Origin of the sequence: Flavobacterium laiguense (assembly GCF_003097655.1) — a bacterium.
GTDB classification, from domain to species: domain Bacteria; phylum Bacteroidota; class Bacteroidia; order Flavobacteriales; family Flavobacteriaceae; genus Flavobacterium; species Flavobacterium laiguense.
Genome location: NZ_QCZH01000027.1, coordinates 1 through 26,335, shown reverse-complemented (window position 1 = coordinate 26,335; position 26,335 = coordinate 1). Strand labels below are relative to the sequence as shown.

27 protein-coding genes, 1 tRNA gene and 1 pseudogene are annotated in these 26,335 nt (G+C 33.9%); 14 read left to right on the top strand and 15 right to left on the bottom strand.

Going from position 1 to position 26,335, the window contains the following annotated elements; translation table 11 throughout:
* Nucleotides 1-139 precede the first annotated feature (139 nt).
* From DB891_RS16040 to DB891_RS16020, 5 genes are all read right to left on the bottom strand, one after another.
* Nucleotides 140-1,933, bottom strand: coding sequence for a chloride channel protein (locus DB891_RS16040; RefSeq protein WP_116764593.1), 1,794 nt, complete (start codon nucleotides 1,931-1,933; stop codon nucleotides 140-142).
* A 42-nt stretch (nucleotides 1,934-1,975) separates the two neighbouring features.
* Nucleotides 1,976-2,245: a DNA alkylation repair protein gene (locus tag DB891_RS17910; protein WP_262497842.1), complete on the bottom strand. Its 270-nt coding sequence runs from the start codon at nucleotides 2,243-2,245 to the stop codon at nucleotides 1,976-1,978.
* On the bottom strand, nucleotides 2,242-2,643 hold the full coding sequence (locus tag DB891_RS17905; RefSeq protein WP_116764591.1) for a DNA alkylation repair protein: 402 nt from the start codon (nucleotides 2,641-2,643) through the stop codon (nucleotides 2,242-2,244). The genes DB891_RS17910 and DB891_RS17905 overlap by 4 nt, the downstream gene beginning before the upstream one ends.
* Before the next feature lie 65 nt (nucleotides 2,644-2,708).
* Nucleotides 2,709-4,394, bottom strand: coding sequence for a gamma-glutamyltransferase (ggt, locus tag DB891_RS16025; protein WP_116764590.1), 1,686 nt, complete (start codon nucleotides 4,392-4,394; stop codon nucleotides 2,709-2,711).
* The gene (locus DB891_RS16020; RefSeq protein ID WP_116764589.1) at nucleotides 4,391-4,975 is read right to left on the bottom strand and encodes an acyl carrier protein phosphodiesterase; all 585 of its coding nucleotides are present in this window, start codon (nucleotides 4,973-4,975) and stop codon (nucleotides 4,391-4,393) included. Before DB891_RS16020 ends, ggt begins: the two co-directional genes overlap by 4 nt.
* Before the next feature lie 157 nt (nucleotides 4,976-5,132).
* On the opposite strand from DB891_RS16020, the gene glmM reads away from it, so the two are divergent.
* From glmM to DB891_RS16005, 3 genes are all read left to right on the top strand, one after another.
* Entirely contained in the window at nucleotides 5,133-6,521 is a 1,389-nt protein-coding gene (gene glmM / locus DB891_RS16015) for a phosphoglucosamine mutase (protein WP_116764588.1), read from the top strand.
* Nucleotides 6,522-6,923: 402 nt separating this feature from the next.
* Nucleotides 6,924-8,648 carry a tetratricopeptide repeat protein gene (locus DB891_RS16010; RefSeq protein WP_116764587.1) on the top strand — a complete coding sequence of 575 codons (1,725 nt, stop codon included), beginning with the start codon at nucleotides 6,924-6,926 and terminating at the stop codon, nucleotides 8,646-8,648.
* Between the two features lie 86 nt (nucleotides 8,649-8,734).
* Nucleotides 8,735-10,222, top strand: coding sequence for an aminotransferase class V-fold PLP-dependent enzyme (locus DB891_RS16005; RefSeq protein ID WP_116764586.1), 1,488 nt, complete (start codon nucleotides 8,735-8,737; stop codon nucleotides 10,220-10,222).
* Between the two features lie 114 nt (nucleotides 10,223-10,336).
* Here DB891_RS16005 and DB891_RS16000 read toward each other — a convergent pair whose 3' ends face one another.
* Both DB891_RS16000 and DB891_RS15995 read right to left on the bottom strand, forming a co-directional pair.
* Complete coding sequence (locus tag DB891_RS16000) at nucleotides 10,337-11,206, bottom strand: lysophospholipid acyltransferase family protein (protein WP_116764585.1); 870 nt, start codon at nucleotides 11,204-11,206, stop codon at nucleotides 10,337-10,339.
* Between the two features lie 91 nt (nucleotides 11,207-11,297).
* Nucleotides 11,298-12,197, bottom strand: coding sequence for a lysophospholipid acyltransferase family protein (locus DB891_RS15995; protein WP_223256126.1), 900 nt, complete (start codon nucleotides 12,195-12,197; stop codon nucleotides 11,298-11,300).
* 174 nt (nucleotides 12,198-12,371) lie between these two features.
* Here DB891_RS15995 and DB891_RS15990 point away from each other — a divergent pair, with 174 nt between their 5' ends.
* Both DB891_RS15990 and DB891_RS15985 read left to right on the top strand, forming a co-directional pair.
* On the top strand, nucleotides 12,372-13,010 hold the full coding sequence (locus DB891_RS15990) for a rhomboid family intramembrane serine protease (protein WP_116764583.1): 639 nt from the start codon (nucleotides 12,372-12,374) through the stop codon (nucleotides 13,008-13,010).
* A 42-nt stretch (nucleotides 13,011-13,052) separates the two neighbouring features.
* Entirely contained in the window at nucleotides 13,053-13,745 is a 693-nt protein-coding gene (locus tag DB891_RS15985; RefSeq protein WP_116764582.1) for an SIMPL domain-containing protein, read from the top strand.
* A gap of 110 nt (nucleotides 13,746-13,855) precedes the next feature.
* On the opposite strand, the gene DB891_RS15980 is transcribed toward DB891_RS15985, so the two are convergent.
* From DB891_RS15980 to DB891_RS15960, 6 genes and pseudogenes are all read right to left on the bottom strand, one after another.
* Nucleotides 13,856-13,937: transfer RNA gene (locus tag DB891_RS15980), tRNA-Tyr, on the bottom strand.
* Nucleotides 13,938-14,689: 752 nt separating this feature from the next.
* Nucleotides 14,690-15,076 (bottom strand): annotated as a pseudogene (locus DB891_RS17645) (TlpA family protein disulfide reductase); the annotation flags it as partial.
* 18 nt (nucleotides 15,077-15,094) lie between these two features.
* A complete protein-coding gene (locus tag DB891_RS17640) occupies nucleotides 15,095-15,841 on the bottom strand; it encodes a DUF4369 domain-containing protein (protein WP_189337159.1) in 747 nt (248 codons plus the stop codon).
* Between the two features lie 221 nt (nucleotides 15,842-16,062).
* Complete coding sequence (locus tag DB891_RS15970; protein WP_116764581.1) at nucleotides 16,063-16,281, bottom strand: hypothetical protein; 219 nt, start codon at nucleotides 16,279-16,281, stop codon at nucleotides 16,063-16,065.
* Nucleotides 16,282-16,704: 423 nt separating this feature from the next.
* Nucleotides 16,705-17,145: a KTSC domain-containing protein gene (locus DB891_RS15965; protein WP_116764580.1), complete on the bottom strand. Its 441-nt coding sequence runs from the start codon at nucleotides 17,143-17,145 to the stop codon at nucleotides 16,705-16,707.
* A 171-nt stretch (nucleotides 17,146-17,316) separates the two neighbouring features.
* Complete coding sequence (locus DB891_RS15960; protein WP_116764579.1) at nucleotides 17,317-17,562, bottom strand: hypothetical protein; 246 nt, start codon at nucleotides 17,560-17,562, stop codon at nucleotides 17,317-17,319.
* A 495-nt stretch (nucleotides 17,563-18,057) separates the two neighbouring features.
* Here DB891_RS15960 and DB891_RS15955 point away from each other — a divergent pair, with 495 nt between their 5' ends.
* From DB891_RS15955 to DB891_RS15935, 5 genes are read left to right on the top strand one after another with little or no spacing between them, the layout of a single operon-like run.
* Nucleotides 18,058-18,603, top strand: coding sequence for a hypothetical protein (locus tag DB891_RS15955; RefSeq protein WP_116764604.1), 546 nt, complete (start codon nucleotides 18,058-18,060; stop codon nucleotides 18,601-18,603).
* Nucleotides 18,600-18,752: a hypothetical protein gene (locus DB891_RS15950; RefSeq protein WP_116764578.1), complete on the top strand. Its 153-nt coding sequence runs from the start codon at nucleotides 18,600-18,602 to the stop codon at nucleotides 18,750-18,752. The genes DB891_RS15955 and DB891_RS15950 overlap by 4 nt, the downstream gene beginning before the upstream one ends.
* An 11-nt stretch (nucleotides 18,753-18,763) precedes the next feature.
* Nucleotides 18,764-18,994, top strand: coding sequence for a hypothetical protein (locus tag DB891_RS15945; protein WP_116764577.1), 231 nt, complete (start codon nucleotides 18,764-18,766; stop codon nucleotides 18,992-18,994).
* Nucleotides 18,995-19,025: 31 nt separating this feature from the next.
* Entirely contained in the window at nucleotides 19,026-19,406 is a 381-nt protein-coding gene (locus tag DB891_RS15940) for a YchJ family protein (protein ID WP_116764603.1), read from the top strand.
* Between the two features lie 24 nt (nucleotides 19,407-19,430).
* The gene (locus DB891_RS15935; protein WP_116764576.1) at nucleotides 19,431-20,219 is read left to right on the top strand and encodes an META domain-containing protein; all 789 of its coding nucleotides are present in this window, start codon (nucleotides 19,431-19,433) and stop codon (nucleotides 20,217-20,219) included.
* 128 nt (nucleotides 20,220-20,347) lie between these two features.
* On the opposite strand, the gene DB891_RS15930 is transcribed toward DB891_RS15935, so the two are convergent.
* Complete coding sequence (locus DB891_RS15930; protein WP_116764575.1) at nucleotides 20,348-21,292, bottom strand: nuclear transport factor 2-like protein; 945 nt, start codon at nucleotides 21,290-21,292, stop codon at nucleotides 20,348-20,350.
* A gap of 94 nt (nucleotides 21,293-21,386) precedes the next feature.
* On the opposite strand from DB891_RS15930, the gene DB891_RS15925 reads away from it, so the two are divergent.
* Nucleotides 21,387-22,043 carry a 2OG-Fe(II) oxygenase gene (locus DB891_RS15925; RefSeq protein ID WP_223256125.1) on the top strand — a complete coding sequence of 219 codons (657 nt, stop codon included), beginning with the start codon at nucleotides 21,387-21,389 and terminating at the stop codon, nucleotides 22,041-22,043.
* A gap of 515 nt (nucleotides 22,044-22,558) precedes the next feature.
* Nucleotides 22,559-23,413, top strand: coding sequence for a DMT family transporter (locus tag DB891_RS15920; RefSeq protein WP_116764574.1), 855 nt, complete (start codon nucleotides 22,559-22,561; stop codon nucleotides 23,411-23,413).
* A gap of 267 nt (nucleotides 23,414-23,680) precedes the next feature.
* Here the strand turns inward: DB891_RS15920 and DB891_RS15915 are convergent, their stop codons facing one another.
* Nucleotides 23,681-24,475, bottom strand: coding sequence for an RMD1 family protein (locus tag DB891_RS15915; RefSeq protein WP_116764573.1), 795 nt, complete (start codon nucleotides 24,473-24,475; stop codon nucleotides 23,681-23,683).
* Nucleotides 24,476-24,772: 297 nt separating this feature from the next.
* On the opposite strand from DB891_RS15915, the gene DB891_RS15910 reads away from it, so the two are divergent.
* Nucleotides 24,773-25,138, top strand: coding sequence for a hypothetical protein (locus tag DB891_RS15910; RefSeq protein ID WP_116764572.1), 366 nt, complete (start codon nucleotides 24,773-24,775; stop codon nucleotides 25,136-25,138).
* Between the two features lie 160 nt (nucleotides 25,139-25,298).
* Entirely contained in the window at nucleotides 25,299-25,814 is a 516-nt protein-coding gene (locus DB891_RS15905; protein WP_116764571.1) for a hypothetical protein, read from the top strand.
* Nucleotides 25,815-26,335 lie beyond the last annotated feature (521 nt).

The following is a 26,335-nucleotide window of genomic DNA, read 5'->3' as shown; positions in this document are numbered from 1 at the left end:
AAATTGTTTTGTAAAAAAAGTTAGTCTTTTAGGTAGTAAAATTGTTACAGTATTCTTTTGCTATTTTTTAAGAAAAAATAAAATTTATTCCGTTTAATTTTTTGAATAATCCATATAATATCAATTTCCGGTCAATAATCTATTCTATCGTCATTGATCTTAACTTGGTTCTATAGGCCTCGAGTGCTATAGATTTCGAGATAAAGCCGTAATAGATACCGTTTTTGAGTACAGGCAGGAATGATACTCTTGTTTTTTCAAATTTATCCATTACAATTTCCATGCTATCGGTAGGGTATATAATGTCAATTGAAGTTTTCATTATTTCTTTTACCAAAGTGTATTTTACTCGATATGGATTAAAAATAATTTCTCGGATGTCATTAAAATGGACTATCCCTAGGAGTTGTTTTTCTTTGTTGACTACTGCGAAAATCACTTGATTCGAATGGGAAATCAGATCAACTAATTTTTCTAAATTTTCATCAGCAGAAATGGTTAGATAATCCGTTTGGATAATGGTATTGGTGTCTAATGTAGAAAGGACATTCGTGTCTTTATTACTCGTAAAAGCATGTCCTTTTCGGGCTAAACTTTTTACATCCAAAGAATGTTTTTCAAACGATTTTGAAATAGCAAAACTAATGGATGAGACAATCATAAGAGGAATCATTAATCCATAACCTCCAGTGATTTCGGCGATCAAAAATATGGCGGTCATAGGCGCATGAAACAATCCGCTTAATATTCCGGCCATACCGACCATAGTAAAATTACTTACGGGTAATTTGGTTAAGCCCGTTAAGTTTAAAAATTTAGAAAAGAAAAAACCAACATAAGAGCCTAAAAATAGGGAAGGGGCAAAATTCCCACCGTTTCCGCCACTTCCTAAAGTGATTCCGGTGGCAAACGCTTTTAGCATAAAAGAGCAACCTACAAAAGCAAGCAAAGCCCAATTGTTATTTCTAAAATCACTGAAAAGGGTGTTTTCCAATAATTGCCCTGGGTCGCTCTCTGATAAGGTTTTGATACTTTCATACCCTTCTCCAAAAAGCGTTGGGAAAATAAAGATTAAAAGTGCTAAAATGGATGCGCCAAAAAAAGCTTTTTTATAGGGGGAAATTTTGATTCGGCTAAAAAAATGTTCTGTTTTTTGAAAATTTCTGGCATAAAAAATAGCCACGAATCCAGTAAGAATGCCTAAAAGAATGTAATAAGGGATGTTATGGTAATTAAAGGTTTGTCTCCCTGTAAAATTCAACAAAATGGTTTCGTCTAAAACCATTGCAGAAACTAATGCTCCTGTTGCTGCAGCAATCATGATAGGAGTAAATGCCGAAATACTAACATCTACAAGTAATACTTCTATGGCAAACAAAACTCCTGCAATAGGAGCGTTAAATGCAGCTGCTATTCCTGCTGCAACTCCACAACCAATGAGTAATGTTCTGTCTTTGTAGTTTAAACTGTATTTTTGGGCATAATTGGATCCAAAAGCAGCTCCCGTAATTACAATTGGACTCTCAAGTCCCGCAGAACCACCAAGCCCAACGGTAAGTGAACTTGTTGCTATTTGGGCATACATTTGTTTCCTTGGAATGATACTTGCCTTTTTTGCTACTGCATACAAAATTTGAGAAGTTCCTTTTTCAATTGTGCCTCCCAAAAACCTTTTTACTACAAACACTGTAAGCATAATACCAATTACGGGTAACATTATTTTAAGTAATCCAACCTTAAAAAAGTTGACATGAAAGTTCACATAAGTGGCAAATCTAAAAACCCAGTGTGCAAATGTTTTTAAAACTATTACGGCAAATGCTGATGAAATACCTACCAAAACACTGGATAAGAAAATAAACTGTTTATTGGTTAATTTATCTTGAGCCCAAACAACTAGGTATTCGAGTTTATTGATGATTTTTGTGATCATTTTGTATTTGAAAAGAAGGCTAATTTAATAAAATTATTTAGTTTAACTTAGATTTTTCAAGGCTTCTTTTTTGCTTAGAGGCATTAAAACTGTTTGGGCAACAAAACTCCGTACGGCTTTAGGATTTGTTTTTGCATATTCCCTTAACGCCCAGCCAATGGCTTTTTGTATGAAAAATTCGGTTGACATTTTGTGTTTCTCACAGACCAATTTTAATACATCAAAATTTGTTCTATCTTTATAACTCAACTGAAAAAGAATGGCAGATCGATTAAGCCACATGTTTTCGGAAGAGGAGAATTTTAAAATCACGGAATCCGTTTCTCCAGGGAATTGCAATAAATAGTTTCCCAATAGATATTTGGCCAGAAATCGACGTTATCCCACCATGAGTTAGTAATAATTAATTTTTCGATAAGTTGAATATCCTCTTTTATGTATTTTCTGTTTAGTTCTTGTATCAGAATTTCAACGGCACAATAGTGAAATTCCCGCTGCTGTTTTTGAAATAATTCTAGGGCAATTTCTCTGACGTTTAGAGAAACTTCCTGCTGATTTGCTTTCCATAATTTTTTTAAAATTTGTCTTCTGTCATTTGTTTTTATTCCAAAAAAAGGAAAAAGATTTCTCATGTATTTTGACATGGCAACAGCATTCTCGACATTACTATTATATTTAAATGTTTTTTCTAAGGAGGATATAAAATTCATATAATAAAAAAATCAATGTCAATATCAATGTCAATGGCAATGACAATAGGGAAAAAATCTACAATCTAAAACCCCACCGCTTTATTATCGGCTCTTTTATCAGCTCCTCCTTCTAGTTTTCCATTTGGAAGCATCAGTATCGCATCAACTTGGCCAATGATTTGATTGTTTTTCTCATTGATGATATATTCTTTCTTTTTTAAATCTTCGAGTAATGATTTTGTAAAGGAATTGGGTTCAAAAACAACTTCATCAGGCAACCATTGATGATGAAAACGAGGAGCATTGACTGCTTCTTGCATACTCAAATTAAACTCATAGACATTCAAAATCGTTTGCAAAACCGAAGTAATAATAGTTGATCCTCCTGGAGTTCCAACGACCATAAAAAGTTTTCCGTTTTTCTCAACGATAGTTGGTGACATAGAACTCAACATCCTTTTTTGAGGAGCAATACTATTGGCTTCAGTTCCTGTAAGTCCATATAAATTGGGTACTCCCGGTTTGGCACTAAAATCATCCATTTGGTTGTTTAAAAAGAAACCCAATTCATCACAATAAATTTTCGAACCATAATTGTCATTTAAAGTTGTAGTGACTGAAACTGCGTTACCCTCAGCATCTACAATCGAATAATGAGTAGTTTGCTTGCTCTCGTAACCTTGAATTGCACCATGAGCAATATCGGCCGATTTTGTGGCTTTATCGAATGAAAAATCACTCATTCTGTTTTTTAAATAAGTTGGATCTTGCATTTCTTTCAATGGAAGTTTTACAAAATCAGGATCTCCCAAGAAATAGTTTCTATCTGCATAGGCTCTTCTTTCGGCCTCAGTAATTACCTGAATGGCTTTCGTACTATTATGTCCCATTTCGGCGAGATCATAAGGTTCAATCATTTTCATAATTTGATTCAAACAGATTCCGCCACTACTTGGGGGTGACATAGAAATAATCTTTAGATCTTTGTAATTAAAAGTGATTGGAGTTCTCCATTTCGCTTGGTATGTTGCTAAATCTTCGAGAGTTATAATTCCCCCTTTTTTGTTTAAAAATGAAACTAATTTTTGTCCAGTTTCCCCTTTATAAAATTCAGCTGCACCATTTTTTGAAATTCGCTTCAAGGTTTCAGCCAAAGCTAAATACTTGATGGTATCATTTACTTTATACACTTTCGAAAATAGACTATTGGGTCCATTTGCTTTTATAATCAAAGCTCTATGCTCTGCTAAATTCTGTGCCTGATATTGAGTAACGACCACACCTCTTTCCGCTAAAGCAATGATAGGTTTTAGAATCTCACTTATAGGTAAGGAACCATATTTTCTATGTACTTCAAATACACCGGCAATTGTTCCTGGAATCCCAGAAGCCAAAGCGGTTTCAGTACTTTTTCCCTCTATAACATTTCCTTTTTCATCGAGATACATGTCTTTTGATGCTGACAATGGTGCTTTTTCTCTGTAATCCAAAGCTCCTGTTTCTCCATTGGCTTTTCTAAAAACCATAAATCCTCCGCCTCCAATATTTCCTGCTTGAGGATGGCTTACCGCCAAAGCCAATTCTGTGGCAACCATGGCATCAAAGGCATTCCCGCCTTTTTTTAAGATTTCTGTTCCAATTTTGGAAGCTTCTTCCCGTGCCGAAACCACCATAGCTTTAGACGTTACTAAACCTGTAGGTTCGACTATTTTTTCATTCGATTTACAGCTTAAAAAAAGGACTGTAAGTAGTAGGATGTATTTTCTCATAGCGTTATTAATTTTTGATGGGATTGTTCTTTTAAATCTTTAAAAAAAGTGGTAAACTCTTGTTCAAAATCGGTATAGTATTCAATAAGTTCATGGGTGGCAAACCGCATTTTCGACTCATTTTTGGTTCGGCTGTCCATCTGGGTTAAAATTCTATTAATCCCTTCTGTGGTTTGGTAACTCACTAACCAATTTTGATTAATCATATAAGGCATCATTCCTTTGGTTCTTTCGGATAAAAACTCATAATTGTCCTGCAATGATTGGTAAAAACGGGCAACATATAATTCTAAATTTTCATCGGAATAGTGATTCCAATTTTTTGCCAAAAAATGATCGTAAAATACATCTACAATTACTCCAGCATAGTGATGGTATTTTTCGTGTAACCGTTTGGTGCTTTTTCTAAAAACAAGATGTGCATCCGTATAAGTATCTATAAATCGATGCAAAATAATTCCTTTTTGAATTTCTAAAGGATAACCTTCAAAATGTTTTCCACGAATACCATCGGCCATAAAGTTTCCGATTTTTATCAAATCATTGTCTCCTGATAAATAAATGTGAGCTAGGAAATTCATTCAGTAAGTTATGAGTTTAGGAAGTTGAGAAAGTTTAGGTTTTGTAAATTTAGAAAATACTTTGAATAAACCCATTATGCAATTGTTTAAGTTTAATTATATTTGCTTTCAAATAATCTAAACCTTCTAAACTCATAAACTTTTAAACATAAATTAAATGACTTTAATAAAATCAATATCTGGAATTCGAGGAACCATAGGTGGGAAAGTTGGGGACAATTTGACTCCGGTAGATGCCGTAAAATTTGCTTCGGCGTATGGAACATGGCTGAAAGAATATTCAAAAAAAGACAAGCTAACCGTTGTTGTAGGTCGTGATGCCCGTATTTCTGGGCCTATGATTCACAATTTGGTTATAAACACACTTATAGGTCTTGGAATCGATGTAATTGATTTAGGGCTTTCTACAACACCAACTGTTGAAGTTGCGGTTCCATTGGAAAAAGCGGATGGTGGTATTATTCTAACGGCTTCTCATAATCCAAAACAATGGAATGCCTTGAAATTATTGAATGAAAAAGGAGAGTTTTTGAATGGTGCTGAAGGAGAAAAAATTCTTCAAATTGCCGAGGATGAAGCTTTCGATTTCTCGGATGTAGATAATTTAGGCGAAATTACTCAAAATGATGCCTACATGGATATTCATATCGATGAAGTATTGAACTTGCCGTTAGTTGATGTTGAAGCCGTAAAAGCAGCCAAGTTTAAAGTAGTTGTTGATGGTGTAAATTCATCAGGAGGAATTATTATTCCAAAATTATTGGAGTTGATGGGTGTTGAAGTGGTAAAATTATACTGTGAACCTAACGGGCATTTTCCTCATAATCCAGAACCTTTAAAAGAACACTTAACCGATATTTCTGAGTTAGTAGTTAAAGAAAAAGCGCATTTAGGTGTTGTTGTAGATCCAGATGTAGATCGTTTGGCTTTTATTTGTGAAGATGGAGAAATGTTTGGCGAAGAATATACTTTGGTAGCTTGTGCTGATTATGTTTTGAGTAAAACTTCTGGAAATACAGTTTCTAATATGTCATCTTCCCGTGCCTTGCGGGATGTAACGAACAAACACAACGGAACTTACGAAGCGAGTGCTGTAGGTGAAGTAAATGTAGTGGAATTGATGAAAAAGAACAATGCCATCATTGGAGGAGAAGGTAATGGCGGAATCATTTACCCAGAATCACATTATGGTCGTGACAGTATGGTAGGTGTGGCTTTGTTTTTGACACATTTGGCCAACAAAAAAATGTCGGTTTCGGCTTTGCGTGCTTCGTATCCCGAATATTATATGAGTAAAAACAAAATTGAATTGACACCACAAATAGATGTTGATGCGATTCTTGTTGCTATGACTGAAAAATACAAAAATGAAGATATTACCACTATCGATGGAGTTAAAATTGACTTTGCCGAAAACTGGGTGCATTTAAGAAAATCAAACACCGAACCAATTATTCGTATCTATACGGAAGCATCTAGTCAACAACTGGCAGATGATTTGGCTTTGCGAATTATTGACGAGATAAAGGCTGTGGCTGGGATTTAGAACCACTTTTTTATAGAAATAACACCTTCAGAGTTCAAAACTCTGAAGGGGTTTTGTTTTAGAACGAAAGATTGGGATTCTTTTGGAGATATTGTTTTCGCTATAAACAAAGTTCACTGAAGTCCTATGAAAATAGACGTAAAGTGAAATAATCGGGGCTCATCTCTTTGACGAAGTTAAAAATATGAAATGTATCTTTGAAATACAACAATTGATAGGCAAAACGGAATGGCCAAATTCTATCACCATGCCCGCCACATTATTAAGTATCATGTCAATGCTAATTCAGATGATGTTTCCATAACGTATGGAACTGAAATGATTAAACTTCAACAATCGTAATTTGCTGCTCATATTTTTGTAAATTTACTTGTAAAAACTTGTAAATCAAATAAAAAGGTCATGAGAAAAATTTTAATATTCATCGTGGTTATATTTATTTTTTCCTGTAAAAAAGAGCCTCAAAAAAATGAGGATGCAGTAATTAACCAAGCTAAAAAATCCTCTTACGGGTGTGCGCCACAAACCACTGATTCGGACTGGTATTTAACTAACAGTAAAGCTCCGATTTTTAAAGGGCTCGATGTTATTGATTATCCGATAACCACCAAAAATGCTCAAGCCCAGAAGTATTTCAATCAAGGATTGGCTCTTGCCTATGGCTTCAACCATGCCGAAGCGGCGCGTTCTTTTTACTATGCGACAAAACTGGATCCTGAATGTGCCATGTGTTATTGGGGATTTGCTTATGTTCTTGGTCCAAATTATAATGCAGGAATGGAACCGGACAATTACGAAAGAGCCTATAAGGCCATCCAAAAAGCAATAACGCTTTTAGATAAAAATTCTAAAAAGGAGAAAGCATTAATAAATGCATTGGCTAAAAGATATGTTGCAGAACCCATTGAAGATAGAAGCAGTTTGGATATTGCCTATGCTGCCGCGATGAAGAATGTAAATAATCAGTTTTCAGAAGATACCAACATCAATGCACTGTATGCGGAATCTATCATGGATTTACATCCTTGGGATTTATACGAAAAAGACGGAACGTCAAAGAAATGGACACCGGAAATCGTTTCCATATTGGAAAAAATATTAAAAAAGGATCCCAAACATATTGGGGCAAACCATTTTTATATACATGCCGTAGAGGCATCAAACACTCCGGAGCGAGGCAATAATTCGGCAAAAGCCTTTGATGACGGATTGGTTCCGGGTGCCGGGCATTTGGTTCATATGCCCTCACATATTTACATTAGAACCGGTGAATATCATAAAGGCACAATGGCCAACATTAATGCCGTAAAAGTGGACAGTAACTATGTCACCATGTGTCATGCGCAAGGTGCTTATCCTTTGGCCTATTATCCGCACAATTACCATTTCATGGCCGGGACAGCAACGTTAGAAGGCAATAGCAAATGGGCAATGATAGGCGCCAATCAGGTGTCGAAACATGTTCATCCGAAGACCATGACGGAACCTGGCTGGGGAACGCTTCAACATTATTATGTGATTCCCTATTATGTCGCGGTTAAGTTTGGGAAATGGGATGACATTCTTAAAATGAAATTGGTTACCGACACTTTAAAATACCCCGTTGCCGTTGCGCATTATGCAAGAGGCATGGCTTATTTGGGGAAAAATGATCTAAAAAAAGCCAAGCAGGAACTGCTTCAACTCGAAGTAATAGCCAAAGATAAAAAACTGGAACAAATAACAATTTGGGAATTAAATTCTGTTTCCACTTTACTACAAATAGCCAAACGGGTTTTGAAGGCCGAAATAGCTGCAAGTGAAAAAAATTACAATCAAAGTATCGCATTGCTAAAAGAAGCGGTTGGGATTGAGGACTCCCTAAATTATAACGAACCGCCGGATTGGTTCTTTTCCGTGAGACACCATCTGGGTGCGGTACAAATAGAAGCTGGAAAATATCAGGATGCCGTAAAAACGCTTGAAGCCGATTTAATGCGATTGCCAAAAAACGGATGGGCGCATCACGGACTCCAACTTGCCTATGAAAAAATGAATAATAAAACAAAAGCCAAAGAGATTGAAAAACTTATAGAAAAAAGCTGGGCGACCGCCGACATAAAAATCACAACATCTAGGATAAAATAATAAAAATTCAAGCAGGCACAATAAACAAACGACCTCATTTTCAATTCAACAAAAAAAGAGTAAATTTGCCTCAAACACAATTGATAATGACTACAACCGAATCAACAACACAGTTAGAGCTATACTTTCAACAATTTCGCAACAACATAATAGGAATCAACCAAACGTTTGAATCACCTTACGGTTCACAAAAAATTATCTATACCGATTGGACGGCCAGTGGTCGTTTGTATCGTCCTATCGAAGAAAAGCTGATGAATGAGTTTGGTCCTTTTGTGGCCAATACCCATACGGAAACTACTGTTTCTGGTACGGCTATGACCAAATCCTATCACCATGCCCGTCACATTATCAAGCATCATGTCAATGCCAATTCAGATGACGTTTTGATAACCGATGGAACCGGAATGACTGGTGTAGTCAATAAATTTCAAAGAATTTTGGGATTAAAAGTGCCTGAAAATTTAAAAGACTTTATTGCTATTCCAGCTGATAAAAAACCAATCGTTTTTATTTCGCATATGGAGCATCATTCTAATCAAACCTCTTGGTTAGAAACGATTGCCGATGTAGAAGTGATTCCTTCAACAGAAGATGGTCTTTTTAGTTTAGAAAACCTCACTGTTTTATTGGATAAATATAAAGATAGAACCTATAAGATTGCCTCGATAACTTCGTGTTCGAATGTAACGGGAATTAGAACGCCGTATCATCAAGCAGCCAAACTGATGCACCAAAATAACGGGGTTTGCTTCGTAGATTTTGCCTGTTCAGGTCCTTATGTGGAAATTGACATGCATCCCGAAGATTCAGAATCGTATTTGGATGCTATTTTCTTTTCGCCACACAAATTTCTTGGTGGGCCTGGAACTTCTGGGGTTTTGGTTTTTAATAAAAAATTATACCACAATATGGTTCCGGATTGTCCTGGAGGAGGAACTGTGTCTTGGACAAATCCTTGGGGAGAACATAAATACATCGATGATATAGAAGATAGGGAAGACGGAGGTACTCCTGGTTTTCTTCAAGTAATCAAAACGGCATTGGCGATTCAGTTGAAGGAGCAAATGGGTATTGAAAATATTTTGAAACGAGAACACGAAATTGTGAATTATGTTTTTGAATCATTAGAAAATATTTCCAATATAAAAATTCTTGCGGGTCAACATCACGATAGATTAGGGGTGATTTCTTTCTTTATAGAAGATTTACACTTTAATTTGGGTGTGAAATTATTGAATGATAAATTCGGAATCCAAACCCGTGGCGGTTGTAGTTGTGCGGGTACGTACGGTCATTTTTTATTGCATGTAGATCAGGAAACATCGCATCGATTGATAGACGAAATTACCTTGGGTGATTTAATTGGAAAGCCAGGTTGGATTAGAATGTCGATTCATCCTACTACGACATCAGCTGAAATAGAATACGTTTGCAACGGCATCAAAGCTTTGGCCGAAAATCATAAAACTTGGGCCCTAGATTACAATTACAATAAGGATACCAATGAATTTGTGCATAATAAAGCGCAGTCATTAGAAGATGAACTGGTGAAGAATTGGTTTTCTTTATGAGGATCTAAATACTAAGTTGCCAAGCACTAAGATTCTAAGTCGCTAAGAAATAAAAAACACCTTTTCAGAAATTTTATCTTGAAAAGGTGTTTTTTATGTTTAATCTGCAATCTGCTATCTCCTGAATTTCCATCTTTTATGCGTCCATAAATAATATTCTGGAGCTTCGTAGATTTGTTTTTCCAAAAGTTTTACGAATTGGTCCGTAAGATCATAGTTTGGAACTTCTATTGGATTCTCTGAAAGAATTTCGAGAGTCGCTTCATAATGTCCACGTTTTACTTTTTTTGTATTCAGATAAACTAAAGCCATATTGTATCGCTTGGATAGCATTTCTGCACCCGTATGGACGGGAACTTCTATTCCCATAAATTTTGTCCAGTGATATGCTGAGTTTAACCTAGGAGACTGGTCACTTGCAAAACCGTATAAAGACAACACATTGTTTTTAGTGTTTTCAATTATAGTAGGAATTGTTTGTTTGGTAGTGATTAATTTCGCATTGAATTTAGAACGTATTTTATGAACTAATTTATCGAAATATGGATTTCTAAGTTGCTTGTAAATTCCGTGGGCAATAAAATCAGAATAGTAATTCATGGATATGATCCATTCGTAACTGCCGTAATGAGAGCAGATTACAGCGATGCTTTTTTCTTGTTTTTCAAGTTCTTTATAAACTTCGATATTTTTGAAAACAAACCTTTTGCAAATTTCATCTTTAGAAATGTTCATTGTTTTTATCATTTCAAGAAACATATCACACATATGTTGGTAGAATTTTTTCTCGATGATTAATCGCTCTTTGTCTGATAAATGAGGTAGGGCCAAGGCAAGGTTTTTACGAACTGTCCTTTTTCGATAGCGAACTATTCGGTAAACTATTATGTAAACAAAATCGGAAAAGAAATATAATATTCGAAAAGGAAGCATCGAAATTATCCAAATGAGTGGGTATACTAGTAAATAGACAAGGTATTGCATGTATTCAAAAATTTATGCAAATATAATTAAATATTTAATTTTCGAATTGGCTGTAATTTGAGAATTATTGTTTTGGCTGTATTTTTTCAGGCTATTTCTTGTGTTTCCATCGCTTATGAGTCCATAAATAATATTCTGGTGCCTCATAGATTTGCTTTTCAACCAATTTTAGGAATTGATCAGTTAGTTCATAATTTGGAACTTCACTGCTGTTTTCTGAAAGTAGTTCAATGGAGGCTTCATAATACCCCCTTTTTATTTTCTTGGTTTGCAAGAACACAACATTCATATTGTATCTTTTAGCCAGCATTTCGGCTCCAGTATGTACGGGAACTTCAATGCCCATGAATTTTGCATAATGAAAAGCGGTGTTTGCTTTCGGGGATTGGTCGCTTGCAAAGCCGTAAACGGATAATATGTTGTTGTTGTTGTTATTAATTATTGTTGGTATTGTTTCTTTGGTAGTAATAAGGATTGCTTTAAATTTGGATCGAATTTTATGGACTAATTTGTCAAAATAATCATTGCTTATTTTTTTGTAAATACCATAGCTTTTATATTTCGAGTGATAATTCAGTGAAATAGCCCATTCGTAGCTGGCATAATGGGCGCACATAATAGCAATACTTTTTTCTTTTTTTTCTATTTCTTTATAAACTTCTATGTTCTTAAAAACGTATCTTTTGCATATTTCTTCTTTAGAGATAGTCATTGTTTTTATCATTTCCAGAAATAAATCACACAGATGATGGTAGAATTTTTTTTCTATAATGTATCGCTCTTTTTCTGACAAATGAGTTAAAGTCAGAGCCATATTTTCCCTAACTGTTTTTGTTCGATAACCGATGATGTGGTATACTATGATAAAAATAAAATCCGATAAAAGATAGAGTAATGGAAAGGGAAGTATTGAAATACACCATAAAAAAGGGTATGTAATCAGATAAATAATGTATTTCATATGTAGATAATATTGTTTTTGTTGGAATATGGTATCGCTAAATCTTCATAGGCGTTTGCGACAACTGTTGTTATGGCGATTTCATATTTTTAGTTTCGCCAAATATAGAGTAATAAAAACTAAATCGTATAGTTTATGATTTCTTTGTCATTAGAAATTATAATATTAATTAGATTTACACTAAAATTTAAAAACCTACATTTTATGAATATCATTTTGATTGGGATTATTGTTGCTAATGTACTTATAAGTTATAAAGGATTTAATGATTTTTCTTTTTTTAGAAAGTATGAATTTCATGTAGGGAGTATTCGGGCTGGAGAGCATATTAGAATGATTTCTTCGGGATTTCTGCATGTTGATATGGCTCATTTGGTATTTAATATGCTGACACTCTATTTTTTTGCTCCCGTAGTTATTAGTTATTTGGGTGTTTTTTCATTTGTATTGGTCTATTTCGGAAGCTTAATCTTCGGTAGTTTATTGACGATGTTATTTCATAAAGATGATTATAATTATCGTGCAGTAGGGGCATCGGGAGCAGTAACAGGTGTATTGTATTCAGCTATTTTATTGCGTCCCGATATGATGTTGGGATTGTTTTTTGTTATACCAATTCCAGCATACTTATTTGGAATCCTATATTTGTTGTATTCTATCTATGGAATGAGAGCCAAGAATGATAATATTGGCCATACCGCTCATTTTGGAGGGGCTATGGGTGGTTATTTAATCACACTTCTGAGTAATCCTCAATTACTGGAAGAGCATACTTTAATGGTCGTGCTTTTGGCTATTCCGATAGTGATTCTTTTCGGGATGGAAAAAATGGGAAAAATTTAAAATTCAAATTAAACCAATTCAAATCAATTCAAATCAATAATTATGAAAAAAGTAGTGGTATTAATCGCTTGTCTATTTACAGTTTTGACTTACGGTCAAGAAACAAAACAAATTCCACAGATAAATGTGTCTGGAGAAGGAAAAGTAAAAGTAACTCCCGATCAGGCATTAATTTTGGCAACAGTAGAAACAAAGGGGAATAATAGTAAAGAGGTAAAAAAACTGAATGACCAACAAATGGAAACGGTTTTAAAGCTGGTTAAGAGTATGAATTTAGCTCCGGCAGATTATAAGACCAAAAGAGTTTCCTTAATGCCGCAATACGATTATGAAAAGAAAAAAACGAGTTATATTGCTACCCAAACTATTGAGATCATATTGAGAGATTTGGCAAAGTATGATGCTTTGATGGAAGGTTTGGTTGACCAAGGAGTGAATAGAATTGACAATGTAACGTTTCAGTCGTCAAAATTGGCGCAATACCAATCTGACGCAAGAAAACTGGCTATGAAAGAGGCTAAAATGAAAGCAGAGGATTATGTGTCAGTTTTAGGGCAAAAAATAGGATTGGCGGTAGTTATAACAGATAGTTCACAAAATTATTACCCACAACCCGTATATGCAGCTATGAAAGGTGCTATGAGTGCTCAGGAAGATGCCGCAACAAGAGAAACGATGGCTGTGGGAGAAATTGAAATTGTAGCCAATGTTGCTGTGAGTTTTAAATTGGAATAAAGTTTAGATTTTTTAGATCTAAAATTTCCCATCTTGTTTGAAAAAATGAGGTGGGATTTTTTTTGTTTTTTATGCAAAAAAAAACGCTTCAATTTCTTGAAGCGTTTTTGTGGGGAGAGTAGGATTCGAACCTACGAAGACGTAGTCAGCAGATTTACAGTCTGCCCTCGTTGGCCGCTTGAGTATCTCCCCTTGGCCGTATTTGGTAACGCTTATTGCGTTATCCGGGTGCAAATATAGAGACTGTTTTTAGTTCTACAAACTTTTTTTGCACTTTATTTTAGTATTATTTTAGTATTATTTTTAATGCATTGGTATTGAATAAAATAAAAAATAGCCGGTAGAGATATTTTTTATTTTGGAATGCAAAAAGGGGTAGTTTTACGGATAATTCTATGTTTTTTTGTTCAGTCTATGTACCTAATGATACCATTTTGCTTTTGATTTTATTGTTTTAACTTCTCGCAGATTTAGCTTATCAAGCAAATTGTAATCTGCTAAATCCCCAAAATCTGCGGAAAACAATTTAAAAGTTATCGAGGTAATTTCTAAGGTTAATGGGTCAGGGCAAACCTACGTTTTCTTTTGTCGGAGATTGCTTTTAAAACTCATGCGCTTGACTTGAGCTAAATAGTATTATATGACTATCCGTAATGAGTACCAAGAGTGTTTTTTATTAATTAGATTATAATCCGTCAACTGCCGAAGGCGGGATAATCCGCTATTTTCAACACATTCTAAATTAAAATCCGTTTTTATCAGTGTTTTCGCTTTAGCGAATCAGTATAATCCGTGTTCCATTGTCTGTTTATATATTTTTGGTACAAGTCACGGATAGTCATATAGTATTAAATCTTGTAATACTGTTTTTGAGAGCTAAATATTATTGAAAATAAAAAAATCTCCACTAGGGAGATTTTTTTATTTTTGAATATCAAAAGGGGTTATTTCCCTAATAATTCTATGATTTTTGCTTTAAGTTCGTCGCCTCTTAAATCTTGTGCTACTACATTTCCTGATTGATCAAGAATGAAAGTTGCCGGAATTGATTCTACTTTGTATTGTTTAGCAATTGGATCTTCCCAACCTTTAAGATTAGAAACTTGTGTCCAAGTTAATTTGTCTTTAGCTATAGCCTCTTTCCATTTTGCAGGATCTTCATCTAGAGAAACACCAATTATGTTAAGTCCTTTGGAATGCAATTCATTATAAATCGCAACTACATTAGGGTTTTCTTTTCGACACGGTCCGCACCATGAAGCCCAAAAATCAACGATTGTTACTTTTCCTAAGCTTTCTTTGAGGGTAATTGTTTTACCTTGAGGATTAGGAGCAGAGAAATCAGTCCTTCATTTAGTTGCTGGAGCTGCTGTAGCACCAACAGAAGGAGATTTCATCGCAGTAAGTTTTTCTTTTACGGCTTTACCTGGTTTAGCGTTTTTTAGAGATTCATCAAGACCATTAAACATTGATTCTAATTTTTTAGAATCTACAGTTGGGTCACTGCTCATTCCTTGAATGATTAAAACACTGATAAAAGATTTTGGATGAGTAGAAGCGTAATCTACATATTTAGCTTTTGAAGTAACACCAATTTCAGCTTGAATTTTAGAATATTCTTTCATCAATGAATTGATTACAGCAGTGTCTTTGGTTTGTTGAGCAGTTTGCATTGTCTGCATGTTCTTCGTTTGAAAATCCATTAATGGTTTTTGAACTTTAGTAAGCTCTTCATTGAATTTAACGAATTCGTCATTACTGTATGTTCCAGAAATTTTAGATTTTTGAATAGTATCTTTGTTTACTACGATAGTAATATCTCCGTTTTCAAGTATAAATGGAATTTTACCTTGAGCTCCTTCGATTTGTAAAGTATGAAAAGCTGGTTCAGCCACTTTTCCTTCAATTTCGAATTTACCATTTTCTATTTTTACTGTGTCAACAGCAATTAATCCCATTCCTTTCTCATCTTGAGTTTCCAGAATAACTGTTTTTCCATTTTCAAATCCAGTAGCAGTTCCTGAAATTGTGTATTTATCTTTGCTACAAGAAGTTAAGATTGCTGCAGCACTAAGAAATAAAATAATTTTTTTCATTTTAATTAGTTAATTGATTTAAGGTTACAAAAGTATTTAAATTTATAAATTAACAATAACTTTAGACCCTAAATTTATGTTATAATTTGGATTAAAATCGAAATACACTTCTTACTATTAATTTAATAGCAAAAAGTGTATTTGATGTTTGAAAATATTTGCTTAAAAATAGATTTGTTGTTAGACTGAAATTTTTAAATTGTTAAAATGTTTTTCTAGAATTATACTTCACATTTAAATATGTGAGATTCAACGTGTTCAATCTCATTTAGTGTTATTTTTATGTCAAGATTGACTGTTCTTAATTCTTTGTGCAAGTGTGAACAAATAGGATCTGAATCTAGTTTAAAATCAATTTCAGATTTTTGCTTTTCCAGTGTTTTCAAGGTTTCTTTGGCTTTGGCGTATTGCCTTTCGTACAGATTGTGTTGGTCTTTCATTTTTTTTGGTTAGGTTAATGTTAGTATCGGGTTGGCTAATATATACAATAACTGATTAAAATAAAGTTAACAACTGGTTTTTTTGTAATATTAATTTGACATACTAATTATTCGCTTTGCATAAGTTATAGTCGAATTTAAAACTTGATGCTTAAGCTATCTATTTTATTGATTTTCAATAATTTATGTTTATTTTAAAAAAAAAACAAATCGAAATGGCAATTCAGTTCCGAGTATTAAGAGTGAATTTTTATTGAAATCGCAAGATTAACAATTGTTGAAAACAACAAAGTTATTAACAGTCAGGGTGTTAAATGTTATTTTGAGGTGTTTTTTGGAAGGAAGAGTGATTGTTTACTGTTTTTTAAAGCAAAAAAAAAGCACTCGTTAAAGAGTGCTTTTGTATTTGAAATGGTGTGAAAACTAGTCTTGATTGATTGTTTTTCTCCAAGTAAAGGCGTTAAGAATGTGTCTTTTAGCGAATCTTCCAGGAGATTCTGCATTGACCATTTTTACGTAAGTAGCTTTTGGTACACTGATGTACTCATAAACACTTCCGTTTGAGAAATTGATAATTAATCTACCTTCAACGAATTTATAATCTGTAATTGTTGATGTAGAGATCGTTTCAGTATACTCTGGTAAGTTTTGTTTAACTGTCTCAGGATTGATACTTACCAAAAAGTGGTAGGCTTCAATAATTTTTTTACTGTTTTCTTCAGCTGCTTTTAATCCTGCATCATCCCCTTGAAATTTATCCGGATGCGCATCTTTCATCGCATTGCGATAGATAGTTTTTAATTCTTTAAGCTCTACTGTTTTTTCTACGTTAAGCAGTTTGCGGTATTCAACTATTTTTTTCATAAATAAGGTAACTACTTGTCTTTTACTATTCAACCAAAATTATTTGGCTGAAAATCGACAATTTTTTGCAAAGGTACACTTTTTTTTAACTTTTTAGTTTAGACGAAAAAAAAAATCAAAAAAAGCACTTCTTTTTTTGATTTTTTTCAATGTGTTTAATGCTGTAATAGCTTATTGCTGAGGCTTATTGTTGGCTTTATCAAAGTTTTTTGACTTTTTTGGATATTTGTTATAGCTAATATCACTAGGGTTTTCGATGATACTTTTTATGGTAATCCAATCGCCTAAATTGTGTTTTTGAGCCATTTTGAAGTCTAAAAGATACACACCACAAAAATAATTGTTGTTCTCATCTTGCTCCATTATTCCTGTAAAAACGCCTTTTTGTAACATTCTTTCTTCGTCTGCTTTGGTCATAATCTCTGTATTTAAAATAAATCTGGGTACAAAGTTAAGCATTTATTGGGAATTATTGCGGGATTGGAATTACAATGAAGGATTTGGTTTTATTGAATGTGCATGAATTTGTCAAACTTGATTAGTTTTATAAATGGCGATGAAAAAATGGCACGCAGATTTACGCAGATTGGTTTGTGCGAATATGTCGTTTTTAGATTATTTTGAATTTCAGTTGTTTGGTTTTGTAGTTGATGTGGTTTTATTTATGGTTTTTCGGAATTGGTTTTTTTCGGGTTTGTACTGATGGTTATCGCGTGAGCGTGAGGGGTAGAAGCTGGTTACCTTGTAACGCGGATGACCCGACCGCATTAGGAAAGAGGCCGAATAAGCGGTGCTAGAAGTAGGCCTTTTTCCTAATGCGGTCACGCCCAAATGGTTTTGAAAACGAATGATGTTTGGGTTGATTTTGGAATTGATTTGGTAGATACGGCAGTTTGTGATTACCTTTGTTTTATGGAAAAAGTGTTTCGCCCGAGTCCAAAATCTTTCAAAAATACGTTTTGTGTTTTTCATGAAGTGCTTCCTGAAAGGATTGAAGGTATGCCGGTGCAGTATGACAGTAAATCGGGGAGTAAATATTATTATACCAAGAACGGTATGTATCGCTTGTCGAATCATTGGGGGCGTTTGGCCAACAGTAAATGGCGTTTGGAGCAGATGGAGCCCGAAACGGATTCAAAATTTAAAATAGGATTTGCGGCTTGGAACGAATTTTATCCCGATAATGCGGAAGAAGAATTGTATTATTTAGAAGCGAATTACGTTAAGAACACTGCTAATTATCAACATAAAAAGAACCCAAATTACGATTCGAAAGCTATACTGAGAACGAGTTTTGATACAGCGAAAAGAATCAAACAAATTCGGAATTTATTTGAACTTACCTCGTGGGCCAAGTATTTTGACTATGACGATATTGATGAATTACGCAAGGAAATTATAGAGGAACTAATTTTTACCAATAAAACATTGGAAGAAATAAAAAGAGAAATACAATGAGTAGAAATAACGAAGGGAACATCAAAAAACACAACGATAAACTGCATAAAGCACAAGATAAAGCCAAAAAAGCAGCGATGGATCGTAAAGAAAAGCTAAAACAGATTACTAAAAAATTCAATGAAGGTAAGTCTTCAGAGAACAATTAAACACCGACATTATGGATAAAAATAAATTTAGCGAATTAAAAAGCGGTGTTCAGGAAATAATTGATCTTATTGCCAGTAAAAATGGGAGAGAAGCCAACAATAAATTAGTGGAAGTTAGCGAAGAATTAGATGAGATGCTGGATCATACCGATGAGGATGAGGAGCTTATGGAGATTAGTAGATATCAAGTATTATTGAATCAATTACATCAAAGAATAGTTTCGCTTGACGGACAATTATAATGGTATTGATTCGTTTTTTATAAAAAGAAATATGACTCTTAATAAATGCTACTGTGGTTCTTCGGAACCTTTTGAATCGTGCTGTAATCTTTATATTAATGGTGACCAAAAAGCACCTACGGCTTTGGCATTGATGAAATCGAGATACTCGGCCTATGCAATCCATCAAGCCGATTATTTATTGGAAACTACACATAGTTCTGAAAGGAAATATTATTCGCGAGAAGAAATTTTGAATTGGGCAACAGCCAATCAATGGCAAAAACTCGAAATCATTTCAGCTACAGAAAATACAGTGGAGTTTAAAGCTTATTTTTTGGATGAAAATAATGTGAATCAAGTGCATCATGAGTTTTCTACTTTTAAACAAGAAAACGGAAGTTGGTTTTATGTGGATGGAACGTTTAAGTAATTTTAAATTTTTAAATAGAAAATTATGTGGAAATGGATTCGATTATTTGCAATTGTTTTATTTATTGTAAGTTGCAAAAGTAGTGCAACAGCACCGAAAGAAGTTGTGCAGACCGAGCCTACATTTGCCTACAAACAACAAATGGAAAATTTGGAGAAAGGGATTTATTTTAGAGCGAATGGTAATGAACCCGATTGGAGCCTCAAAATATCCGAGAAAGCTATCGAATTTACTTCTCTTAAACTTGGTTTTGAATCGATAAAAGGTACCCATGTAGATCCCATTCGAGCTATGGATGCCAATGTAAAAATGTATCGTGTCGCTACCGCAAAAGGAACAATGAGTATTCAAATACAACAGCAAGAATGCATAAACACTATGTCTGGTGACAAATCTCCTTATTCTGTTCGAATTGAAATTGAGAAAGATAATAACTCAACGAACTTCAATGGTTGTGGGAGTTATGTAACTGATCCCCGTTTGCATGATATTTGGGTTTTAGAAAAATTACATGGAGAAGCGGTAAGCATGACCAACTTCAATAAAGAATTGCCTAATCTTGAAATAAACAGTTCAACCAATCAATTCATCGGATTTGCGGGCTGTAATCGCATGAATGGGGCAATTTTCTTCGAAAAAGGATTGCTTCGATTTTCCAACACCATTACCACAAGAATGGCATGTGGTGCGAATAATAAAGAAAACGAATTTCTTAAAGCATTGCAAAGTACAACAGGTTATAAAGTAGAAAATATGCGTTTGACATTAAGCAATCCATCAGGAATGGAGTTAGTCTTTAAAAAAGTAGACTAACTATTTTGAGTCTTTAAACTTTTTTGAGCAAAAGCGATTGTTAGTCCAATGGTTTTGGAATCACTTTTAAACCAGAGTTCGATTATCAATCAAAGAGTTGCTAATCGAACTCTGGTTTTATTAAAATGTTATTTAGCCTCCAATAATATTTGACTATAGTAAGCGATTTCGGAAATTATTTTGCCCTTATCATTAAAAGTATCTATAAACATCATAGGTAGCACAATATTCTTCTTATCCGATTTTCGGATTAGCCTAATTTTCCACCACGATTGAACTACTCTTGCATCATCCAATTCATAATGTAAATAATCGGGGTATCCTACTTGATCAATACTCAATATATCAAACATTTCGAATATTTTTTTATCATTTTCTTTTTGTTCGGTCAATGTATACTCTTTATTAATATCGATTGAATTGATATCACTAAAAGTAGCTTTCTCATCATAAAAGCTATAGGATTTATCAAAATCTTTATTTTCAAAGGCATGAACCATTTTACGAACCGTATTGATGTTTTCATGATGATTGTAGATTTTTCCATTGGTTCTCTCTGCAAAACTTTGATTGATTTCATCGCTAACAGTACTTGTAGAATAGTTAATCATCATTTTGATTTTATTGTTTTTATCTACCGTAAATAAACGGTGTATAGGTCTGTCAATTTTTACGCCCGTTTCCTTCTGCACTCCTTTTACATCTTCCCAAGTTTGTACCCAAACTAAATCTTTTTGATCAGCATCTTTATATTCCAGCGCGTCAGGATAAGCTCCTTTTGAGCGTTTAATGCTTGGATAGTCAATATTGTCTTTCCATGTTTTTACACTCTTTAAGAATGCCTCTTTGTTCATTCCTTTATCATCCTTATTTGTTGTAGTTCCGCTATATGATTTAAAATCATCAGCCAAGTAGCTGGCAACTTTGTTTGCGTCTCCACTAACAAAGGCTTGGGTCATAGCCTCTACGGTGGTTATAGCGGGATGCTCTACATAAATTGTGCCATTTGATTTTTTTTGGGAGTACGTGATGCCTGTCGCGATCAACAATACAATTGAAATACATTTTTTCATATTTATTAAAATATTTAGTTAAAAAAAAGGATTAAATTTAACAAAAAATTATTGATTATCAGTGCTTTGTGTTTATTTTGTTTTAAATATCGTAATGCTGATTTTAATTAGTCTACCTTGTCCCGTTGGAACTATTTTCAGTCCATCACAATTGGATATGGAAAACAGCTTTGAGGCTTTGATTGCTACTTATATTGAAAATAAAGTAGGCATATCTGAACACTTTTTGAGTAATGATTTGGCCAATAACTTAAAACAGAATTTATTCGCTTTAAATGAAAGTAGTCAATTAGCTGCTGCTGGGATTGGCAATTCAGAGAAGCTGTCATACGATGGAGCTATTCGAAGCGATTCCATTTATTGGCTTGACAAAAAACACAATAATGCTTTCGAGAATGAATTTTTTGCGCAAATAGAAGCGTTTATACTTTATTTGAACGAAAGTTGTTATGCTGGAATTACAGGGTATGAATTTCATTACTCGTTATATGAAGCAGGTGATTTCTATCTAAAGCATCTCGATCAATTTAAGAACAACCCAAGTCGAAAGTATTCTATGATTAGCTATTTAAACAGTGATTGGCAAGAGAGCGATGGGGGTGAGCTACTCATTCATCAACTGGATAACAATCAAAAAATTAGCCCTACTCAAGGCAAAACCGTTTTTTTTAAAAGTGACGAATTGGTGCATGAGGTTTTAGTTACCCAAAATACTAGAATGAGTATTACCGGTTGGTTAAAGAGTGATTAACCCGTTGGGTGTAATTGTTTTTTACCACATAGAAGCATATAATTTTTAGTTTTTGAAAAGAGTTTGATAGATGTTTCACTTTTCACATAGTCAATCTATGTGAAAAATAGTGCTATTTTCTATTCTTTCTTTAATTATTAGTTATAAATCTATGTATCTATGTGGTTTATTTTTTATTTAAACAGAATTACACCCAACGGGTTGATTAATAAAATTATATGACTATCCGTGACTTATCCCCAAAATACATAAACGGAGAATGGAACACGGATTATACTGATTCGCTAAAACGAAAACGCAGATAAAAACGGAGTTTGATTTAGAATATGTTGAAAATAGCGCATTATACCACCTTCGGCAGTTTACGGATTATAATCAAATTGATGAAAAACACTCTTGGTACGCATTACGGACAGTCATATAAAATTATATTGGCATTATTTAAGGCTCCGAAAAACAATTTCCAGAAATCATTACACATATAAACTGTATTTTTGCGGGATAAATATAGAACTATGCTATTCTTGATTCTGAGTATTATTTGCAGTGTAACTGTTGGTGTGATTTTTAAATTTACCCGTGTTTATTCGTTAAGTACGATTCAAATTGTAGCTGCCAATTATGCTGCAGCTCTTGTCCTTTGTTATTTGTTTTTTAGTCCAGATTTAGGAGCCTTAGACGTTACATCACCTTGGGGGATCTATACCGCTCTTGGTGTTTTTTTGCCATCGGTATTTCTTTTTCTGGTGGCATCCATCAAATATATGGGAATAGTAAAAACCGATGCGGCACAACGATTATCCCTTTTTATTCCTATTTTGGCAGCTTGGTTTCTTTTCGGGGAGCATTTTACTTCCCTTAAAATCGCTGCTCTTTTAGTAGGATTCCCAGCATTATTGCTCATTTTGGCAAAGCCCACTTCAAACCAAGAAAACAAATGGATTTATCCAGCCTTGGTATTATTGGGTTTTGGAGTAATCGATATCTTATTCAAGCAAATTGCCTTGTATACAACTCTTCCCTTTACCACCTCTTTGTTTGTGGTTTTTACCATTGCGTTGGTTATAATGGGGACAGCTGTAGGCTACGAAATACTGTTTAGGAAAGCTAAATTAAACTTCAAGAGTTTTCTTTTTGGAGGCTTGGTTGGAATTTTCAACTTCGGTAATATATTTTTCTACCTCAAGGCACATCAGGCTTTTGCCGAAAATCCATCAACCGTATTCGCAGGAATGAACATGGGAGTCATCGTATTAGGCAGTCTTGTGGGAATCGTTATTTTTAAAGAAAAAATAACCAAGCTAAATGCAACAGGACTCTTTTTAGCCTTACTGGCAATTGTTTTAATTGTGGTTTCACAAGTAAACTAAGAAGCATCTCAAACCAAATTCGTTTAGTGTCAGCATTATTTACTTTGTCAGTTCGCAAAAGCTCGTGTGGGCGTGACCACATTAGAAAAAGAGGCCAACTTTTAGGAGCGCCTATACGGCCACTTTCTCTAATGCGGTCGGGTCATCCGCGTTACAAGGTAACTTGCTTCTACCCCTCACGCAAACTTCCGGTAATCCAGTTATTTACTTTAAATTATCATAAAAAAGGAAAATAAATTGCTATTGCAAAACTAGAGCTTAAAAAAATCAGTGAAAAAGTAATGCGATCATTATCTCCAGAAAGATTAGTATAATCACAATCCATTCTAATCTTGAGCTTTCCCGTACATTCAGAACATCTGTAAAAAGTCTAAGATTATCTTCAACAATGCCGAGTCGATAATCAAGATCCTTGAAACGCGGATTGATGTCAAAATTTGTTTTTAAATGACGGTTTAATAAATTGAGTTCTTCATTGTCCCATACTAAATTGGGGTCATCAAGTATGTAAAGATTATCAACAATGCTGTTTTTAACATTCAATACTTTGCCGATATATTTGAGTAAATTAATTTTAGAAATGCTTAGTTTTCCGTGTAGTTCTAATTCCAATATGTATTCTTTAGAAGAGCTGATGAGCTCATTGGTAAGAATCTCATAATAGTCTAAGGCAACAGACTGCCCAATATTAAGCATTACTATCCTTAAAACGGAAGGATCAACATAGGGCACCAAAACATAGTCGTTTTTGATGACTACTTTTGATATGGTTTTATCAATTTCTATTCGATATTCTTCAAATAAATCCAAATGGACAGCAGTAGTGGTATAATTTTGGAGAAAATTGATAAGTTCTTTTTTTTTGGCTTCTGTATAATTAGCAAAAACAACTACTCCATAATCAAATATATAGAGGTATCTTTTTTTATTCCCCAAAGTATAAAAAATTTCGGAAGGTGAACTGGAATAAGCTTCAATTCCAAATTCAGCCCTTAATTTTTTAATATTAAAAGCTTCCGCTATTTGAATGGCTTCAATTTTGATTAAATCGGCTTCTTTCATAAGTAGATACTATTTTTTTTGCGGTATCCTGATAAAGTAGTTTAAAGTTAGCCATTTATGTTTTAGGAATGAAATATGCAACGCCATTTTTGTTTAAAAACAGATAAATCTTATTTTTTTATATGTTTTAAAATGATTAAGACATTAAAAAATGATCAAAAACAGTATTTCGAGTAAAGATTTTGATGCTTATATAAGAGCAGGAGTATAAATATGGAACTTTTTCAAAGGATTTAGTAAGTGTTTTGTTTAAAATTGGTAACTTAGTATGTTGTAAATCAGTAAAATAATATCAAAATGAAAGAGCAAGACCATACATCAGATTCAAATGGCTTAAATCCAAATAAGAAAGATAAATCCAAATTACCGGATTCCCTTTTGTATCCTCCAGAAGAAGATATTTATAGAAAATTCCATAAAGAAAGTGAAATAGACCCAGAAGATATCTCTAAAAAGAAAGCACCGGTTGAAATCAATAATGTTAGTAAACTAAACGAAAAAGATTTCGATGAAGATATGTCAGGTGGGGATTTGGATATTCCAGGTTCTGATTTGGATGATGAATTTGAAAACACAGGGAATGAAGACGAGGAAAATAATCATTATAGCATAGGTGGAGACAATCACAGTAATTTAGATGAAAATACGGGAAATGAAGGTTGAAAGATTTTTGATTTGAGATTAGTGATTCTTGACCCGAGCAATAGCGAACTGTCGAAGCATTTAAGATTTAGTTGGTCATAATTCAAAAGCGTCTATTTTTTTGATATTTTTACGGATGAACAATAAACGATACCAGTGCAAGTAAAAGACTAAATAAAATATGCCGCAAAGAGACAAAACGAAGCAGTTGCCTATTTATCAAAAGGCAGAACAAATATTTAAACTTACTGAAGGTTTAATACAAATCATTCCAAAAGAGGACGAATTTTTGCAAGAAACTACCGTTCGATTTATGATGGAAGACGCTATGACCATCCCTGCCAAGATTGCAGGTGCTGAAGCAGCTGATTTGTACGATTTACGTATGGAAAATGCAGCAATTATCCGTAAAGCAGCGCGGGAATTATACGTTCAGGCCGGAAGTTTGCGATATCATGGAGTCGATAATGTAGAATATATTGATTTGCTTCGAAAAGAAATTGATGAGTTTCGTTTGCTGTTCATTGACTGGGTGGCGAGTTTTGATGTGTGGAATTACATCAAAGATGACTGGGGTCTGTTCAATCCACCCGGTGTAAATGCTCATGACAAAGACCCGGACGATGATATCCCTTTTAATCCGGACGATTTTTTTGATTTTGATCCCGATGCCGATTTTGATGAGGACGAAGATTAAGGATGTTGTATTGGGTATATTTAGAATTTCTTTTACTTCCCGATACAGTAAGTGTCCACTTGATATCTATATAATGTATTAAAGTTGATGTTAAACGCTAAATAATACTATGGAATTAATAAAAAGGGGCGTTATTCAAATATCAATATTGCAAAACAAACAATGACTATAAGAAAACTCCTTAAAAAGAATAAAATAGCTAAAACCTAAATTTAGCGTTATCAGATTGTTAAGAAAAAGTTTTAAAAAATATTGAAATTATATAAAGAAAAGGGTTGTAAATGGGAATTAAGGAAGTACTTTTGCACCCCGCTAAACGCGCAACGTTCCTTGACAAACTGCTAAGAAAACTTGAAGAAAACGAAATTAAATTTTCAAAAAAAAACTTCAAAAAGTTCTTGCCAGTTACAAATAGAAGTTGTAGTTTTGCACCCGCTTCGAGAGACACACAATGTGAGTTAAACGAGACGAAAAAACAAGAAGACACGTTCCTAGACATATTGAATTGACAGCCGTTTTAA